This is a genomic window from Kribbella sp. NPDC004536, assembly GCF_042873835.1.
Taxonomy (GTDB): Bacteria; Actinomycetota; Actinomycetes; order Propionibacteriales; family Kribbellaceae; genus Kribbella.
Window position 1 is genome coordinate 92420 of the sequence record NZ_JBIALY010000004.1, and the last position, 15005, is coordinate 107424.

A 15005-nucleotide genomic window follows, 5' to 3' on the forward strand; every position below is an offset into this window, starting at 1 on the left:
TCCCTTTCGGTTCGGTCCGCCGAGGGGCGTCGGCGGTCCCGAGAGCCACGCTAGGGGAAGATCTTCCTGAGAATCCAGCCTCTCAGGAAGATTTTTCCGTCACCGAGAGAAGACCACGCTTCCACGCAGCGCGATCAGCCGCGGGTGCGTCAGCACGGCCGGGTTCGCCCGTGGGTCCTCGTCGTAGACCACCAGATCGGCGGGGTCGCCGGGCCGTAGTTCGCTCGGCGCGCCGAGCCACTCGCGGGCCGCCCACGATCCGGCGGCCAGCGCCTGCTCACCGGACAGTCCGATCTCGGTCAGCGCCTGGATCTCCTGCGCGACCAGACCGTGCCCGAGTACGCCGCCCGCGTCGGTCCCGGCGTACACCGGTACGCCTGCCTCGAACGCGTCCCGCAACCGGTGCAGGCGGCGCTCGTACAGGTCTCGCATGTGACTGGCGTACACCGGGAACTTGCCCGCGGCCTGCTCGGCGTACTGCGGGAAGTTCTCCAGCTGGATCAGCGTCGGCACGACGGCCACCTGGCGCTCGGCCATCTCGCCGAGGAGCTCCGGCTCGATGCCGGTGCCGTGTTCGAGGCAGTCGATGCCCGCGGCGAGCAGATCGGGCAGCGCGTGCTCGCCGAACACGTGCGCGGTGACGCGGGCGCCGAGCTCGTGCGCGCGGGCGATCGCCGCGTTCAGCGCGTCGGCCGGCCAGCACGGGGTGAGGTCCCCTGCCTCGCGGTCGATCCAGTCGCCGACCAGCTTCACCCAGCCGTCACCGCGGCGGGCCTCCTGCTCGACGTAGGCGACGAGCTCGTCCGGCTCGATCTCCCAGCCGTAGTTGCGCAGGTACCGCTTCGAGCGGGCGAGATGCCGGCCGGCCCGGATGATCTTCGGCAGGTCCTCACGGTCGTCGATCCAGCGGGTGTCGACCGGCGAACCGGCGTCCCGGACCAGCAACGCCCCGGCGTCCCGGTCCGCGATCGCCTGCTGCTCCTGCGTCTCCTGGTCCACGCCGCCGTGCTGGTCGAGCCCGATGTGGCAGTGCGCGTCGACCAGCCCCGGGACGATCCAGCCGCCGGTGTGCACGGTCGTCACGTCAGCAGCGGTGGGCCGGTCGACGACCAGCCCACCGCTGAGGTGGATCTCCTGCCGCTCACCGGCCGGCAACACCGTGCCGACCAGCCTCAGTACGCCGCTCATGGGGCGACGTTATCCGGTCAACCGTGGGAGCCGCCGCCCGGTGTGCAGGTCGGAGTGGTGGTCTCGTTGCCGGCGCACGGGGTCCCGGTCGGGGTCTGCGTCGGGGTTTCGGTCGGCGTCGGGGTCGGGGTCGGCGTGGGGGTCGGAGTCGGCGTCGGCGTCTTGGTAGGCGTCTTCGTCGGCGTCTTGGTGGGGGTCTTGGTCGGCGTCGACGTCGGGTGCGTCGGCCAGTTGGTCGGCGTCTCGATCGGCTTCGGTGGCGTCGGCTTGCCCCACGGGGTCGTCGGCACCTCGGTCGGGATCGTGGTGGTGGTCACCGGCGTCGGTGTCGGGGTGGTCGGCTTGGTGTCGTCCGGAATGTCCGGCACACTCCGCGGGTCGACCCGGCGGTCGGCGTTGCCGTTCTGCTTCGCGGCGGCGATGTTGCCCTTCGCGTTCGGCACCAGGACCGCGTTCTTGCTGTAGACCCGCATCCACTTCAGGACGGTGGCGACGAAGTCCTTGGAGTGGTGGTAGCGCAGCAGCGAGGCGACCAGGTCGCGCGGGTTGCGCAGGTCGTCACCCTGGGCGCAGAGCACCACGGCGACCGTGGTGACCGCGTCGTACACGTTGTTCGGGTTGCGGAAGCCGTCGCCGTTGCCGTCGGCCCCGAACTCGTCCCAGACCTGCGGGATGATCTGCATCGGCCCGACCGCCCGGTCCCAGGTCGGGTCGCCGTCGTACTTGCCCTTGTCGGTGTCGGTGATCCGGCCGTTGCCGTGCCGGCCGTTCAGCACCGGGCCGAGGATCCGGCCGCGGGTGGTGCCGGCCACGTCGACCCGGCCGCCGCTGGCGTGGTCGGACTCGACCTTGCCAACGCCGGCGAGCAACGGCCAGGTGAGACCACAGTTCGGCCGGACGACCGCGAGGTTCGCGGTGGCCCGGCGGTACGCGGGGAAGACCCCGCGGGGGATGCCGTTCACGGCACCCGGCCGCCCGGGACGGACGACCGATCGCCCGTCGGTGGCCCCTTGGACGGGGACGTCGGCGCGGGCGGGTTTGTCGGATCCGAGCTGCCCGTCCACCCCGGGACGCTGCGGCACGATCATCGTCAGTTCGTCGAACTCACCGCTGTTCAGACCGGCACCGGGCGACGGAGCGACCGGGCTGCCCGCCGTGAGCTCTCCGGCGGCACCGGTACCCCCCGAGGCGACGGTGACAACGGCCCCGACCAGGAGCGGGGCGGTACACAGTGAAGCGATGATGATTTTGACCCGACGGTTACCACTACGGGTTAGGCGCATAGCCCCTTCAACGAACCATGCGCCAGAAAGTTACATCAAGACGACGCAAAGTTACCGGACACAGAATGCGCTCGGAAAACCGGCACCGAGGTAACGAACGCGGCTACCTCAATTGGCCGGCTGCGAGGCGGCCGGGGTGTCGGCCGTACCGGTCTCGCCGGACGTCGGCGCGGTCGTTTCGCACGGGCTCGGCGTGGTCGTCGGCGGCGTGGTCGGGGTGATGGTCGGCGAGTCCGACGGGGCCGGGGTCGTCGGCGGGCAACTCGGGTCCGGAGTCGTCGGCGGCGTAGTGGGCGGCGTAGTGGGCGGGGTGGTGGGCGGCGTCGTCGGCGGGGTGGTCGGAGGAGTCGTCGGCGGCGTGGTGGGCGGGGTGGTCGGGGGCGTCGTCGGGGTCGTCGGCTTCGTCGTGGTCGAGCCCGGGCCGTTCGTCGGCTTCGGGGTGGTCGGCTTGGTCGAGCCGGTGACACCCGAGGTCGGCTTCGGCGTCGTCGGTACGACCGTCGGCCGGGTCGAGGTCGTCGGTTCCGTCGTCGGGACCGTGGTCGGCGGGGACGTCGGCGTCGTGGTCGTCGTACGGCGACCGTCCTTGTCATCGGCGTTGCCACCGTCACCCGGGACGTCGATCTGCCCCGGCTTGTCCGGGATGCTCACGGTGTCCTTGCTGTACGACTGCATCCAGCGGAGCACCGTCGACACGTAGTCCATCGAGTGGTTGTAGCTGAGGACCGCCTGCACCAGGCCCTGCGGGTCGGACAGGTTCGCGCCACCGGAGCACAGGTAGTCGCCGGCCGCGCGGGCCGCGTCGAACACGTTGTGCGGGTCCTTGACGCCGTCACCGTTGCCGTCGGCACCGAACGTCTTCCAGGTCCCGGGGATGAACTGCATCGGGCCGACGGCGCGGTCCCACGTCGTGTTCCCGTCGTACACGCCCTGGTCGGTATCGGCGATCGCCGCCATCCCGGGGCCGCCGTCGAGAACCGGGCCGAGGATCCGGCCGCGGGTATTGCCGTTCGCGTCGACCTTGCCGCCGCTGGCGTGGTCGGACTCGACCTTGCCGATCCCGGCCAGCAACGGCCAGGTGATGTGACAGCCCGGCATCGACATCGCCAGGTCGCGAGCAGCCTTCTGGTACGCCGCCAGCACGGTCCCCGGGATACCGGAGGCGTCCCCGAACGCGCCGGGGATCGGCTGCACGGTGCCGTCGGTCGTCCCGGTGACGGGGACCTGGACCGTGGACTTCGCCTGTGACGGGAGGCTGCCGTCGGCGCCCGGCTGGTCGGGCACGTTGTTCGCCAGGTCGTCGAAGACCGCGTCCTGCCGCGGCGCGGCCAGCGCGTGCGCGTCGACGATGAACGTGTTCGAGGTGACGCCGCCGACCACGAACACGGCGACCATGGCGGTGGGCGGAGCCAAGCAGACCCAGGTGGCGGTCAGCTTTCCCCGCCACGTGTCCAGGTTCTTGAACTGCTGCCTCATCCGAACCGTCCTCGACGCATTCCGCAGGTGGTGTGTCTCTCGGGCGTAGGCACGATCTTAGCCGCCGGAAGGTCGGCCACAACCGGAACGGGTGTGCCGTGACCGAGTACCGAACAGCCGAGTTCACCGACTCTACTTCTCATCACCCTAAAAGAAATCGTCCGTTCACCCTGTCGGGTGAACGGACGACAACTGTGCCCTTCGGGGCAGGTTCAGTTCCCGCCGAGCATCTTCTTCAGGTCGTCCGGCAGCTCGAAGTCGCCGCCGTTCTGGCCGCCGAACGCGGCCGGCAGCTGACCGGGCTGCGGGGCCTGCGGCTGCGGGTTGCCCTGGTTCGCCCGCTTGGCCGGGTTTCCGGAGCCGCGCTTCTTGCCCTTCTTCTGCTGTTGCTGCTTGGCCTTGCGACCGCCACCGGTTCCCGGCAGGCCCGGCATCCCGGGCATCCCCGGCAGGCCCTTGCCGGAGGCCATCGCGGCCATCATCTTGCGGGCCTCGAAGAACCGCTCGACCAGCCCGCTGACGGTGGCCACCTCGGTACCGGAACCCTTGGCGATCCGGGCCCGGCGGGAGCCGTTGATGATGTTCGGGTCGTTCCGCTCGGCCGGGGTCATCGAGTGGATGACCGCCTCGATCCGGTCGATCTCGCGCTCGTCGAAGTTCTCCAGCTGGTCCTTGAACTGGTTCGCGCCGGGCAGCATGCCGAAGATCTTGGTCAGCGGGCCCATCTTCCGGACCGACTGCATCTGGGCGAGGAAGTCGTCCAGGGTGAAGTCCTTGCCGCCCTTCTTCTGCAGCTTGGCCGCGGTCTTCGCGGCCTCCTCCGCGTCGAAGGTCCGCTCGGCCTGCTCGATCAGGCTGAGCACGTCGCCCATGCCGAGGATCCGGGACGCCATCCGGTCCGGGTGGAAGACGTCGAAGTCCTCGAGCTTCTCGCCGTTCGACGCGAACATCACCTGACGGCCGGTGACCTGCGCGATCGACAGCGCGGCACCACCGCGGGCGTCGCCGTCGAGCTTGGACAGTACGACGCCGTCGAAACCGACACCGTCCAGGAAGGCCTGCGCGGTGGTGACCGCGTCCTGGCCGATCATCGCGTCGACGACGAACAGGATCTCGTCCGGGCTGACCGCGTCGCGGATGTCCGCGGCCTGCTTCATCAGCTCCTCGTCGACACCCAGCCGGCCGGCCGTGTCGACGATCACGACGCTGTGCTGCTTGGACCGGGCCTCGTCCATCGCCTTGCGGGCCACGTCCACCGGGTCGCCGACACCGTTGCCCGGCTCCGGCGCGTACACCGGCACGCCGGCGCGCTCGCCGACGACCTGGAGCTGAGTGACCGCGTTCGGCCGCTGCAGGTCGGCGGCGACCAGCATCGGGGTCTGGTGCTGGGTTTCCTTCAGCCACTTGGCGAGCTTGCCGGCCAGGGTGGTCTTACCGGCACCCTGCAGACCGGCGAGCATGATCACCGTCGGCGGCCGCTTCGCCATCCGCAGCTCGCGGGTCTCGCCACCGAGGATCTTGATCAGTTCCTCGTTGACGATCTTGATCACCTGCTGCGCCGGGTTCAGCCCGCCGCGCACGTCGCTACCGCTGGCGCGTTCCTTCACCGCCGCGATGAACTCCCGGACCACCGGCAGCGCGACATCCGCCTCCAGCAACGCGATCCGGATCTCCCGGGCGGTCGCGTCGATGTCGGCGTCGGTCAGCTTGCCCTTGCCCCGCAGATTCTTGAACGCGGTGGAGAGCCGGTCGGAAAGCGTGTCGAACACGAGAAACAGTCCGTTTCCTCGAAGCGATGAACTCCCCGAGTCTACCGGCCCCCCAACCTGTGGATAACTCCCACGCCTCTGCCTCGTTCCCAGCTACCGTGCTACCACCCGCCCCACACCCACAGGGAGCCCCGATGCCCGTCGACGCCCACGCGTTCAACCAGGCCTTCACCCGCGCCCGTGACCGCGTCCGCGGCGGCACCGCCGACCTGGCCGCCGAGCAGGCGCGTCTTCGTGCGTTGATTCCCGCGGACGCGTCGCAGCACGAACGAACGTGGACCTCCAGCCTGATCGACGACCTCGCCGCACCGCCGCCACCACCGCCCGTCCGTAGCGAGCTTTACAAGCAGGCGGAGCGGATCCACGCAGAGGTGTACCCGCCGAAGGGCACAACCGAAGAGAAAATCGCGCTGCTCGAGGACGGGCGCCGGCGGATCTGGGCGCTCGCCGACCTCGAGACTCCGGACGCGGAGTACGACATCAGAGCGCTGACGTACGACCTCAAGTACCTCGAGGACGCGCTCCGGAACCCGCCGTTCCCGTTGACCGACGAGCCGTTCCCCACGAGCGATGCCTGACGCGGCACAGCGCGTTCCGGAGGACTCGGCGGCGTATCGCGAGTTCGCACGCCTGTACGACCTCGCGCGAGAGCTGCGGCCGACCGCCGTCGACGGGTGGAACCGCGCGTTGTACGCGACGAACGGGCCCGGTGGGTTCGACCACCAGAGTGGGGCCATCGGCGTCGACGAGCCGCTCCTCCGGCACGAGTTGACCGGCCGACCGTCCGCGACACCTCGCCGGCAGGCCCACGCGCTCGCGACAGTCCTGCACCGGGCGACCGAAGCTGGGATGCCCAAGGACGCGCCCGGCGCGGCCAATGCGGTCCGCAACGAGCAGTCGCTCGCCCTGCACGACGGAATCGCGTCGGTCCGCGCGGCTACCGACTTCAGGACGTTCGCCGTGATGGCCGGCTACCCGCACGCGACCTTCGATCCGTCTGAAAACACCGGGACCTACGCGGCGGCCAACGCTCTGATCCACCAGGTCTCCGGTCCGCGGCTCGATCGGGAGGAGCTGCTGGAGCGGCTCAACCAGGGTCCGGTGGCGATGCAGTTCGATCAGTTGGCGGATGCTGTTGTTGAGAACCGGCTGCGGGATCATGTGGCGCCCGAGGATCGGCCGGCGGTTCGGCGGGTGTTGATCGGGACGATGTTGCATCCGGCGTGGGAGGGGCTTGCCGGGCAGTCGCCTGAGGCCGGCCGCCATGTCGCGGACGAGATCGGTCGCGCGCTGAACGCAAAGGTCGACGAGATCCGGCAGAGTGGTCCGCACGGGCAGCGGGACGCATCGGCCGGAGGTACGGGCGCCGAAGCCGTACGCGTGCCGGTTGAAGACGTGCGGGCGCCGGTCGGCGCTGTGCGCGCGCAGGTTGACGGCGTGCGGGCGGCGGGTGGAGAGGTGTCGGTGGCGGGTGGAGAGGTGCCGGTGGCGCGGTTTTTGAGTGGGGTGGCGCCTGCTGGGGGTGCTGCCGGGCGGAAGCCGTTGCTCGGGGATGGTTCGCGGGGGGCGGGTGAGGGCGGGGCTGTGGTTCCCGGTCGCGGTACTCGGGCCTCTGCGCGCGAGTACTAGTGCGTTGACTAGGTGGTGTTCGCACGGCAGGACTTAACCGGTCGATTGATCTTGTCAGGTTAGGAGGCGCTGGTGCGGGTTGTGGTGGCGGATCACGTGGATCTCGGAGCTGTTCCAGGAGATGCGTGCGATGCTCAGCTGAGCCAGGCGAGGTCCTGGCCGTGGGGTGAAGCAGTGCCGAGCGTGCGGGTCTTGCCAGTAGGCCAGGTCTGCAGATCGACGCGGTACTCGTACCCGTCGCTGCCAGGCTTGTGGGTGAATACGCGGTGCGGCTCCAGGCTGAGGTGGGCGAGCGGCGCGGTGTCCGTCGCCTGCGCGCCGAGCTCCGCCAGGCGTGTCTCGATCGCGGCCCGGTCCGGCCGGCGCAGGTACTGCCACATGATCGAGTGCCACACGACCGTGACGTGCCCCTCCGACAACTCCAGCGCCCGCAGGAACGACACCGCGTCCTCGCGCCGTACGTCGGCCGGTACGTCATGCGCGATCGCCACCGCCCCACGCAGCCGCGCCAACCGGTCAGCCATGTCCGGCCAGACGTACGACGTCAACGTGAGCGCACCCTGGTCCGTGAGCGGATCCACCGGCGCGATGTCGCACCCGACCCGCTCAGCGATCCGCAGGTCCACCGACGGTACCCGCCCGGACCACGCCGTCTCGAACACCACGGGGCTGTCAGCAGGCCCGTACGACCTTCCGTCGGCCACGTACCGGAACCGGTCCGCACGCAGGTTCAGCCCACCGCTCGCACCGATCTCGAACAGCCGTACCGGCAGCGGCACGGCCTCCACCAGTTGCAGCAGGCCGCCGTACAGAGCCGCCGCGCGCCCGACCTCGTTCGTCTGTGGCGGCTGCGTCAGCAAGGACCGCACCTCACCCAGCCGCGACTGCAGCACCTGCTCGAACGCCTCCCAGCCGAGCACCGGGTCCCACGTCCCACCGACGCTCGGGTAGTACGCCGCCAGCTCAGGCGCCGTACCGGACAGCACCATGCCGTGTACGGCGCCCAGGAGCCGCAGCCCGATCGCCTCGCCGAACGAACGGTCCTCGTACCCCTCCAGCGCCCGGACTGACACCCCACCGATCTCGTAGTCGTCGACGAGCAGCCGGAGCAGCTCGGCGTACATCGGAGAGCCCAGGTCCTCACAGGCAGTGGCCTGTCGCTGCAGTGCCTCTACAAGATCCACGTAGTGAGGTTAGAAGCTCAGGCGATCCAGCACCGACTTGGCCGTCGTCCGCGCGTCCTCTGGTTCCAATGGAGCGCCGTGGCGATCAGTCAGGTAGAAGACGTCCACGCACTCCGCACCGAGTGTGCTGACGTGGGCAGACCGGATGTCAGCGCCAGTAGCAGCAATCGCCGCAGTCACGTCGTACATGAGACCAGGACGGTCGTGGGCCCGCACCTGCAGCACCGTGGCCGTTTCGGATGCGTCTGACAACAAGTCGACACGACTGGCCACCCGTGGCTGTGACGAGTCCCGCGCGGCCAACCGCCGTACGACGTCGGCCGAGTCGCGGAGCGCCACCGCCAACCGGTCCCGCAGCCGCACCGGATCCGGAGGCGAGCCGGCAACCGTCCACTGCGAGATGCCGAGCCCGTCGACGGAGGTGACGACGGCAGACCGTACAGCGAGCCGCTCCACGGCCAGTACGGCGGCAACGGTCGACAAGGTCCCCACCTGATCGGGTACGGCGACGTTGACACGCAGGTCGCCGTGATGATCGGAGACCGTGACGCCGAGGCGCCCGACCCCGACCACTTGGTGCAGCACAGGAACCGGAACCGGAGGCGTGTCGCTCCACATGCTCTCGCCACCACCGGCCAGCTCACCACGCACTCGCCGGCACAGCTCCCCCACGAGCCGCATGCGCCACGGCGACGACGCAGCAGGGCCGGCAGCGCGCGCGTCGGCGTACGTCAACGCCTCCAGCAGGTCCAGGGTCTCAGTACTGCGGACGATGCCGGCGACCATGTCGACGGTCATCGGGTCCTCGAGATCCCGCCGCGTGGCGACCTGCGCCAGCATGAGGTGCTGCCTGACCAGCAGCGTGATGGTGTCGGCGTCCGCCTCGCTGAAGCCGATCCGGCGCGCTACCCGGGCGGCGATACCCGCACCGGTGACGCTGTGGTCGCCGTCGAGTGCCTTGCCGAGGTCGTGCAGCAGCGCCGCGACCAGCAACAGGTCCGGCCGGCGTACGTCTCGCACCATCGAAGAGGCCTCTACGCAGGTCTCCAGCAAGTGCCTGTCGACAGTGAACCGGTGAATCGCCGACTGCGGCGGCCGGAACCGTACGGCGTCCCACTCGGGCAGCAGCCGAGAGATGTAGCCGGCCTGGTCAAGCGCCTCCCAGACCTCGAGCAGACCGGACCCAGCACCAAGCAGCGCACACAGCAATCGCCGTGCTTCGCCCGGCCATGGCTCCGGTAAGTCTGCGGCCGAGGACGCGAGCCGTGCACACACAGCAGGCGACAGCACGAGCTCACGGTCAGCGGCGACCGCAGCAGCACGCAGACCGAGCACAGGGTCGCGCTCCGGCCGCGCGTCGGGCATCAGCACGACCTCCCCCTCGTGCTGACCCACACCTTCGTCCAACGCGAGCAGCAGCGGTCCCCCGGTCCGCTGGCGGCGCCTGGACCTCGGAGGCTTCGTCATCAAGCTCTCGACGCGTCGCCACGACACGTCGCACACATGCGCCAGCGTCCGCCCGGTCGCGTACACGTGCCGCAGCAGCTCGTCCCGCCCCGACATCCCGAGCCCTGCCGCGACCTCACCAGCCAGGTCGGCCACGAGCCGGTCCGTCGCGCGCCCGGCCACCTCATGCAGTACGTCGCGGATCTCGAGCAGATCGCGCCGCGCCCGCTCCACCACAGGATGCGGTACGTCGACCAGCCACGACGCCACGAGTGCACGCAGTACGACGGCGTCCCGCAGACCGCCGTACGCCTCCTTGAGATCGGGCTCCGCGAGGTGTGCGAGCTCTCCGACGTTGGAGGCCCTGTCACGACACGCTTGGGCCAGACCGGGCAGCCTGGACTTCGCCGAACGCCTCCAGTCGGCCATGAGCACAGAACGGAGCTGCAGCGTCAGGTGCGTGTCGCCCGCGACATGCCTCGCGTCGAGGAGTCCCAGAGCCACCCTGTCATCTGCCGCCGCGGCCTGCTGTGCCTCGGCAAGGGTGCGCACGCTGTGGTCCAGCTTGGTCCTGGAGTCCCAGAGCGGGTACCAGATCTGGGCGGCCAGCTCGTCGATCCGCGGGTAGCCCTCGACGTGCACGAGCATCACGTCGAGGTCGCTGTACGGCGACAGCTCCTCGCGGCCGTAGCCGCCCACAGCGACGAGGGCGACGCCCTCGGTGGGAACACCGAGGGCGTCGCAGGCCTTCGCCAGCAGCAGTTGCAGCAGCTCGTCCGCCTCCAGGGCACGAACCCGCCGCTGCTCTGCTCGGTCGACCATCTAGAGTGCGTCTCCGTCCAGCTCACCGGTGCGGACCCGGACGATCGTCTCGACCGGAGTGACCCAGACCTTGCCGTCACCGATCTTGCCGGTCTGCGCAGCCTTCACGATCACGTCCACCACGTCTGCGCTGTCGCCGTCCTCGACGACAACCTCGAGCCGTACCTTCGGGACCAGGTCCACCTCGTACTCCGCGCCGCGGTAGACCTCGGTGTGGCCCTTCTGCCGGCCGTAGCCGCTGGCCTCGGTGACCGTCATACCGGTGACGCCGAACGTCTCCAGCGCGGCCCGCACGTCCTCCAGCTTGTGCGGCTTGACCACCGCGGTGACCAGCTTCATGCCTTGACACCTTCCTTCTCAGAGGGCTCGGTCGACCCATTCTCGGTCTCGGCAGGAGCCGCCGCAGCAGCGGGGCGGGCCGCCAGCGCGCCACGCAGACCCGCGGCGCTCAGGTAGTCGTACGCCGTCTCCGCGTGCTCGACCTGGTCGACACCGGTCACCTCGTCGTCCTCGGTGAGCCGGAAGCCGATCGTCTTGTCGATCACCTTGCCGAGGATGAACGCCACCGAGAAGGAGTAGACCGCGACCACCAGGTTGGCCAGCGCCTGCCGGCCGAGCTGCGTCGCGCCGCCCCCGTAGAACAGGCCGTCCACGGCCGATGGGGCTACCGCCGAACCGAACAGACCGATCGACAGCGAGCCGAACAGACCGCCGACGAAGTGCACGCCGACCACGTCGAGGGAGTCGTCGAAGCCGAGCTTGTACTTCAGCGAGACCGCGAAGGCGCAGATCGCACCCGCGAGGATGCCGACGGCGATGGCGCCGAGCGGGGTGACCGCACCACAGGACGGGGTGATCGCGACCAGACCGGCGACCGCACCGGAGGCCATACCCAGCGTGGTGGCCTTGCCGTGCGTGAGCCGCTCGACGATCAGCCAGCCGATCACCGCGGCGGCGGTGGCGACCTGGGTGTTCACGAACGTCACCGAGGCGGTGGTACCGGCGCTCAGCGCGGAACCGGCGTTGAAGCCGAACCAGCCGAACCACAGCAGACCGGCGCCGAGCAGCACCAGCGGGAGGCTGTGCGGCCGCATCGGGTCCTTCTTCCAGCCGACCCGCTTACCGAGCACGATCGCCAGCGCGAGCGCTGCGGCACCTGCGTTCAGGTGGACCGCCGTACCACCGGCGAAGTCGACCGCCTTCAGCTTGTCGCCGATCCAGCCACCGTTGCCCTTGTCCAGGAACCACACCGAGTGCGCGACCGGGAAGTACACCAGGGTCGTCCAGCCGACCACGAACGCGATCCAGCCCCGGAAGGTCGCCCGGTCGGCGATCGCGCCGGAGATCAGCGCGGGGGTGATGATCGCGAACATCAGCTGGAAGGCGACGAAAGCGAGCGTGGGCGTCGTCCCGCTCACCGCCTTCGGGTCGAGCAGGCCCTTCAGCCCGACCTCGGAGAAGTTGCCGATCACGTGTCCCGTGTCACCGGCGAACGTCAGCGAGTAGCCGACCACCACCCAGAGGATGGTGACGACGGCGATGGTGATGAAGCTCATCATCATCATGTTCAGCACGCTCTTCACGCGCACCATGCCGCCGTAGAAGAAAGCCAGGCCCGGGGTCATCAGCATCACCAGGGCGGCACTGGCCAGCACCCAGGCGGTATCGCCGGCGTTGATCTCCATCAACGTCATCCCTTCGATCGATACAGGGGGGTGGCCGACGTCCTCACTCGGGAGAACTCCACAACGCCGGGGAGCCCGCGCCCAGCCACACCGCAAACGGTGTCGGCGCGCCGTTTCAGCCGATCGGTCCGTTTGTTTCAGGCATGTGACAAACCGGCCCGCCACGTGACATCGAGGTGACATCGGCCACTACGCACCGGAGTGTGGCACTCTGGCCTGGACCACACGGGCCCGCAGCCGCGCCACTGCACCCGTCCTACCTGGGGAACGAAGAATGGAGCCGAACTACGGGGTGAGGCCGCGCCGCGGCAGACCACGGGACCCGGAAGCGGAGCCGAGGATCCGCAGGTACGCCGTGCAGCTGCTGCTGGAGCGGGGATTCGACGGAATGACGGTGGACGACGTCGCCGAGGCCGCGGGGGTCGGCAAGGCGACGATCTACCGGCGGTGGGCCAGCAAGGAGCTGCTCGCCAACGACGCGATGGCCGACCTGTTCGATCTGGAGATCCCGGACGCGGACACCGGTTCGATCGCCGGTGACCTGCGCCAGGTCTACCGGGTCGCACTGGCCTTCGCGAACAGTGAGCGCGGCCGGGCGATGATCCGGCTCGCGGTCTCGGAGGCGAACCGCGACGAGCGGTCGGCCGCTGTCTACCGAGGGGTACTGGAACGCCGGATCGCACTGACCCGGGAGGCGCTGGAGCGCGCCCGGGCGCGGGGCGAACCGATCAAGAGCACCGCGGACCCGGTGCTGATGGTGGAGTGGCTGGCCGGGGTGTTCGTGATCCGGGCACTGACCGGGCAGCCGATGCCACCGATCGAGGACGCCGACAGCCTGGTCGACGTCACCCTGCGGGCGATCCTGGACCTGGACATCTGACCACCTTCGATCGAGGCCCCGGCCCGGACCTAGCCGGCCTCGATCACGACCGACACCACGATCAGCGCGACGATCACCAGCAGTACGCCGATCAGCACCATCCGTCGCCGGCTGCGCCGTGTCTTCAGGCCGCCGGCCCAGGCCGCATCGGCGAGGTCGGGCTCGGGCAGGTCGGCCCCCGCCTGCAGCAACAGCGGCGGCACGTCCTCGCGTCTCATCGCGCGTCCCGCCAGTCGCCCGCGCCCAGCGCCGTACGGAAGCGGCCGAGAGCGCTGAGGCCATGGGCGTGTACGGCGGTCTGCGACATCCCGAGCAGGTCCGCGATCTCGAACTCCGTCAGCTCCTCCAGGTGCAGCAGTACGAACACCGTGCGCTGTGCCGGTGTCAGCTCCCCCAGCGCCAGCTTCACCTGGTCCTCATCGCCCACGAACGCCTTCGTACGGTTCCAGGGCCGCAGGGCGGGCTGGTAGAGCTGGCGCTGGACGAACACATCCGGGTCGTCCACCCGCGGCCAGCGCATCGACAGCTGTGTGAAGGCGTGCAGCAGTACCGCTTCGGCTCGTTGCAGGTCGCCGTACACGAGGTACGTCGTACGTAACCATCTGGCCTGTCGTGCATCGACGAACGAGGCGAAATCCGGGTCGACCGTGTCGCGCATCCGCCCTCCCGGAGCTATTGAACTCCTCAACTACTGCGCGCTGCTACAGCCAGACGGGTCTCTTCGTTGATCAGGTCGAAGTTGATACCGGCCCCGGCCATCAGCCCGGCCGCGGCGGAGGGCATCACCTGGGCCATCGGGTTGCTCACGTTGCCGGCTGCGAACACACCGGGGACCGCTGTCGCACCCATGGCGTCGACCTGGATCGCAGTACCGACCTCTACCCCGTTGGACTCGACCACGGCAGGTTCCAGACCCAGGTCGGCCAGGAACCCGGCACGGGCGCGAACAGTCGTTTGAACCGCCAGCGCCTGTCGCGGGACGACCTGGCCGCCCTCCAGCCGTACGCCTGTGATCTTGCCGTCAGTCACCTCCACCTGCTCGACTTTGCCTTGTACCACAGCGATTCCACGGGCAGCGAGTTCTTCCCACTGCTCTTCGGTCGGTTCCGGTGCGGTGTGCAGGAAGAGCGTCACGTCGTCGCTCAACTGCCGGAACAGCTGCACCTGATGCATGGCCATCGGGCTGCTCGCCAGCACGCCGATGGCTTGACCCTGCACCTCCCAGCCGTGGCAGTACGGGCAGTGCACCACGTCCTTGCCCCAGCGTTCTGCCAGCCCTGATACGTCGGGCAGTACGTCTGTGAGACCTGTCGTGATCAGCAGACGCCTGCTGCGGTACGCCGTACCGTCGGCTTCAACTGTGAAGCCGCCGTCGTCGCCGCGCCTTGCGGTCGTGACGGTCCCGTCCACGAACTCACCGCCGTAGCCCTGCATCTCCTTGCGGCCGATGGCGTAGAGCTCGGCGGGCGGTACGCCGTCCCTGGTGAGGAAGTTGTGCACGCCGTCGGCGGGCGCGTTGCGGGGCGTACCGTCGTCGATCACCAGCACCGACCGGCGGGACCGCAGCAGTGCCTGCGCTCCGCTCAGTCCGGCCGCACCGCCGCCGATCACGATCACGTCGTACTGCGTCTGAGTCGTCATGC

Annotated in this window: 14 protein-coding genes; 3 read left to right on the top strand and 11 right to left on the bottom strand. The window is 69.4% G+C overall.

All coding sequences use genetic code 11. From position 1 onward, the window contains the following. Window positions 1-99: 99 nt before the first annotated feature. The 4 genes from ACFYRU_RS33695 to ffh form a co-directional block, all read right to left on the bottom strand. Window positions 100-1188, bottom strand: a complete 1089-nt coding sequence (locus tag ACFYRU_RS33695; protein ID WP_387666322.1) for an amidohydrolase family protein — start codon at window positions 1186-1188, stop codon at window positions 100-102. A gap of 17 nt (window positions 1189-1205) precedes the next feature. Continuing rightward, window positions 1206-2276 (bottom strand): lytic transglycosylase domain-containing protein, encoded by a 1071-nt coding sequence (locus ACFYRU_RS33700; RefSeq protein ID WP_387666324.1) that lies wholly within the window; start codon window positions 2274-2276, stop codon window positions 1206-1208. A gap of 303 nt (window positions 2277-2579) precedes the next feature. Next, window positions 2580-3947 (bottom strand): lytic transglycosylase domain-containing protein, encoded by a 1368-nt coding sequence (locus ACFYRU_RS33705; RefSeq protein WP_387666326.1) that lies wholly within the window; start codon window positions 3945-3947, stop codon window positions 2580-2582. Window positions 3948-4159: 212 nt separating this feature from the next. After that, on the bottom strand, window positions 4160-5716 hold the full coding sequence (gene ffh, locus ACFYRU_RS33710) for a signal recognition particle protein (protein WP_387666328.1): 1557 nt from the start codon (window positions 5714-5716) through the stop codon (window positions 4160-4162). 134 nt (window positions 5717-5850) lie between these two features. Here ffh and ACFYRU_RS33715 point away from each other — a divergent pair, with 134 nt between their 5' ends. Next, complete coding sequence (locus tag ACFYRU_RS33715; protein WP_387666331.1) at window positions 5851-6294, top strand: hypothetical protein; 444 nt, start codon at window positions 5851-5853, stop codon at window positions 6292-6294. Continuing rightward, window positions 6287-7345, top strand: coding sequence for a hypothetical protein (locus ACFYRU_RS33720; RefSeq protein ID WP_387666334.1), 1059 nt, complete (start codon window positions 6287-6289; stop codon window positions 7343-7345). Before ACFYRU_RS33715 ends, ACFYRU_RS33720 begins: the two co-directional genes overlap by 8 nt. A gap of 134 nt (window positions 7346-7479) precedes the next feature. On the opposite strand, the gene ACFYRU_RS33725 is transcribed toward ACFYRU_RS33720, so the two are convergent. Genes ACFYRU_RS33725 through ACFYRU_RS33740 form a run of 4 tightly spaced genes read right to left on the bottom strand, consistent with a single transcriptional unit; the run spans window position 7480 to window position 12491 of the window. Continuing rightward, on the bottom strand, window positions 7480-8529 hold the full coding sequence (locus ACFYRU_RS33725) for a DUF2332 domain-containing protein (RefSeq protein WP_387666337.1): 1050 nt from the start codon (window positions 8527-8529) through the stop codon (window positions 7480-7482). Between the two features lie 9 nt (window positions 8530-8538). Then, window positions 8539-10797 carry a [protein-PII] uridylyltransferase gene (locus ACFYRU_RS33730; RefSeq protein WP_387666340.1) on the bottom strand — a complete coding sequence of 753 codons (2259 nt, stop codon included), beginning with the start codon at window positions 10795-10797 and terminating at the stop codon, window positions 8539-8541. Continuing rightward, window positions 10798-11136: a P-II family nitrogen regulator gene (locus ACFYRU_RS33735; RefSeq protein WP_344188166.1), complete on the bottom strand. Its 339-nt coding sequence runs from the start codon at window positions 11134-11136 to the stop codon at window positions 10798-10800. Further along, a complete protein-coding gene (locus ACFYRU_RS33740) occupies window positions 11133-12491 on the bottom strand; it encodes an ammonium transporter (RefSeq protein ID WP_387666343.1) in 1359 nt (452 codons plus the stop codon). Before ACFYRU_RS33740 ends, ACFYRU_RS33735 begins: the two co-directional genes overlap by 4 nt. 346 nt (window positions 12492-12837) lie before the next feature. On the opposite strand from ACFYRU_RS33740, the gene ACFYRU_RS33745 reads away from it, so the two are divergent. Then, window positions 12838-13362, top strand: coding sequence for a TetR/AcrR family transcriptional regulator (locus ACFYRU_RS33745; protein ID WP_387666346.1), 525 nt, complete (start codon window positions 12838-12840; stop codon window positions 13360-13362). A gap of 29 nt (window positions 13363-13391) precedes the next feature. Here the strand turns inward: ACFYRU_RS33745 and ACFYRU_RS33750 are convergent, their stop codons facing one another. From ACFYRU_RS33750 to ACFYRU_RS33760, 3 genes are read right to left on the bottom strand one after another with little or no spacing between them, the layout of a single operon-like run. Further along, complete coding sequence (locus tag ACFYRU_RS33750; RefSeq protein ID WP_387666348.1) at window positions 13392-13580, bottom strand: hypothetical protein; 189 nt, start codon at window positions 13578-13580, stop codon at window positions 13392-13394. Continuing rightward, on the bottom strand, window positions 13577-14020 hold the full coding sequence (locus ACFYRU_RS33755) for an RNA polymerase sigma factor (protein WP_387666350.1): 444 nt from the start codon (window positions 14018-14020) through the stop codon (window positions 13577-13579). The genes ACFYRU_RS33750 and ACFYRU_RS33755 overlap by 4 nt, the downstream gene beginning before the upstream one ends. 26 nt (window positions 14021-14046) lie before the next feature. After that, the gene (locus ACFYRU_RS33760; protein ID WP_387666353.1) at window positions 14047-15003 is read right to left on the bottom strand and encodes an NAD(P)/FAD-dependent oxidoreductase; all 957 of its coding nucleotides are present in this window, start codon (window positions 15001-15003) and stop codon (window positions 14047-14049) included. Window positions 15004-15005: the final 2 nt, after the last annotated feature.

Excerpts from the sequence above, each read along its gene's own strand:
- ACFYRU_RS33695 (WP_387666322.1), bottom strand. The coding sequence starts at position 1,188 with ATGAGCGGCGTACTGAGGCTGGTCGGCACGGTGTTGCCGGCCGGTGAG.
- ACFYRU_RS33700 (WP_387666324.1), bottom strand. The coding sequence starts at position 2,276 with ATGATCGTGCCGCAGCGTCCCGGGGTGGACGGGCAGCTCGGATCCGAC.
- ACFYRU_RS33705 (WP_387666326.1), bottom strand. The coding sequence starts at position 3,947 with ATGAGGCAGCAGTTCAAGAACCTGGACACGTGGCGGGGAAAGCTGACC.
- ACFYRU_RS33715 (WP_387666331.1), top strand. The coding sequence starts at position 5,851 with ATGCCCGTCGACGCCCACGCGTTCAACCAGGCCTTCACCCGCGCCCGT.
- ACFYRU_RS33720 (WP_387666334.1), top strand. The coding sequence starts at position 6,287 with ATGCCTGACGCGGCACAGCGCGTTCCGGAGGACTCGGCGGCGTATCGC.
- ACFYRU_RS33730 (WP_387666340.1), bottom strand. The coding sequence starts at position 10,797 with ATGGTCGACCGAGCAGAGCAGCGGCGGGTTCGTGCCCTGGAGGCGGAC.
- ACFYRU_RS33735 (WP_344188166.1), bottom strand. The coding sequence starts at position 11,136 with ATGAAGCTGGTCACCGCGGTGGTCAAGCCGCACAAGCTGGAGGACGTG.
- ACFYRU_RS33740 (WP_387666343.1), bottom strand. The coding sequence starts at position 12,491 with ATGACGTTGATGGAGATCAACGCCGGCGATACCGCCTGGGTGCTGGCC.
- ACFYRU_RS33750 (WP_387666348.1), bottom strand. The coding sequence starts at position 13,580 with ATGAGACGCGAGGACGTGCCGCCGCTGTTGCTGCAGGCGGGGGCCGAC.
- ACFYRU_RS33755 (WP_387666350.1), bottom strand. The coding sequence starts at position 14,020 with ATGCGCGACACGGTCGACCCGGATTTCGCCTCGTTCGTCGATGCACGA.
- ACFYRU_RS33760 (WP_387666353.1), bottom strand. The coding sequence starts at position 15,003 with ATGACGACTCAGACGCAGTACGACGTGATCGTGATCGGCGGCGGTGCG.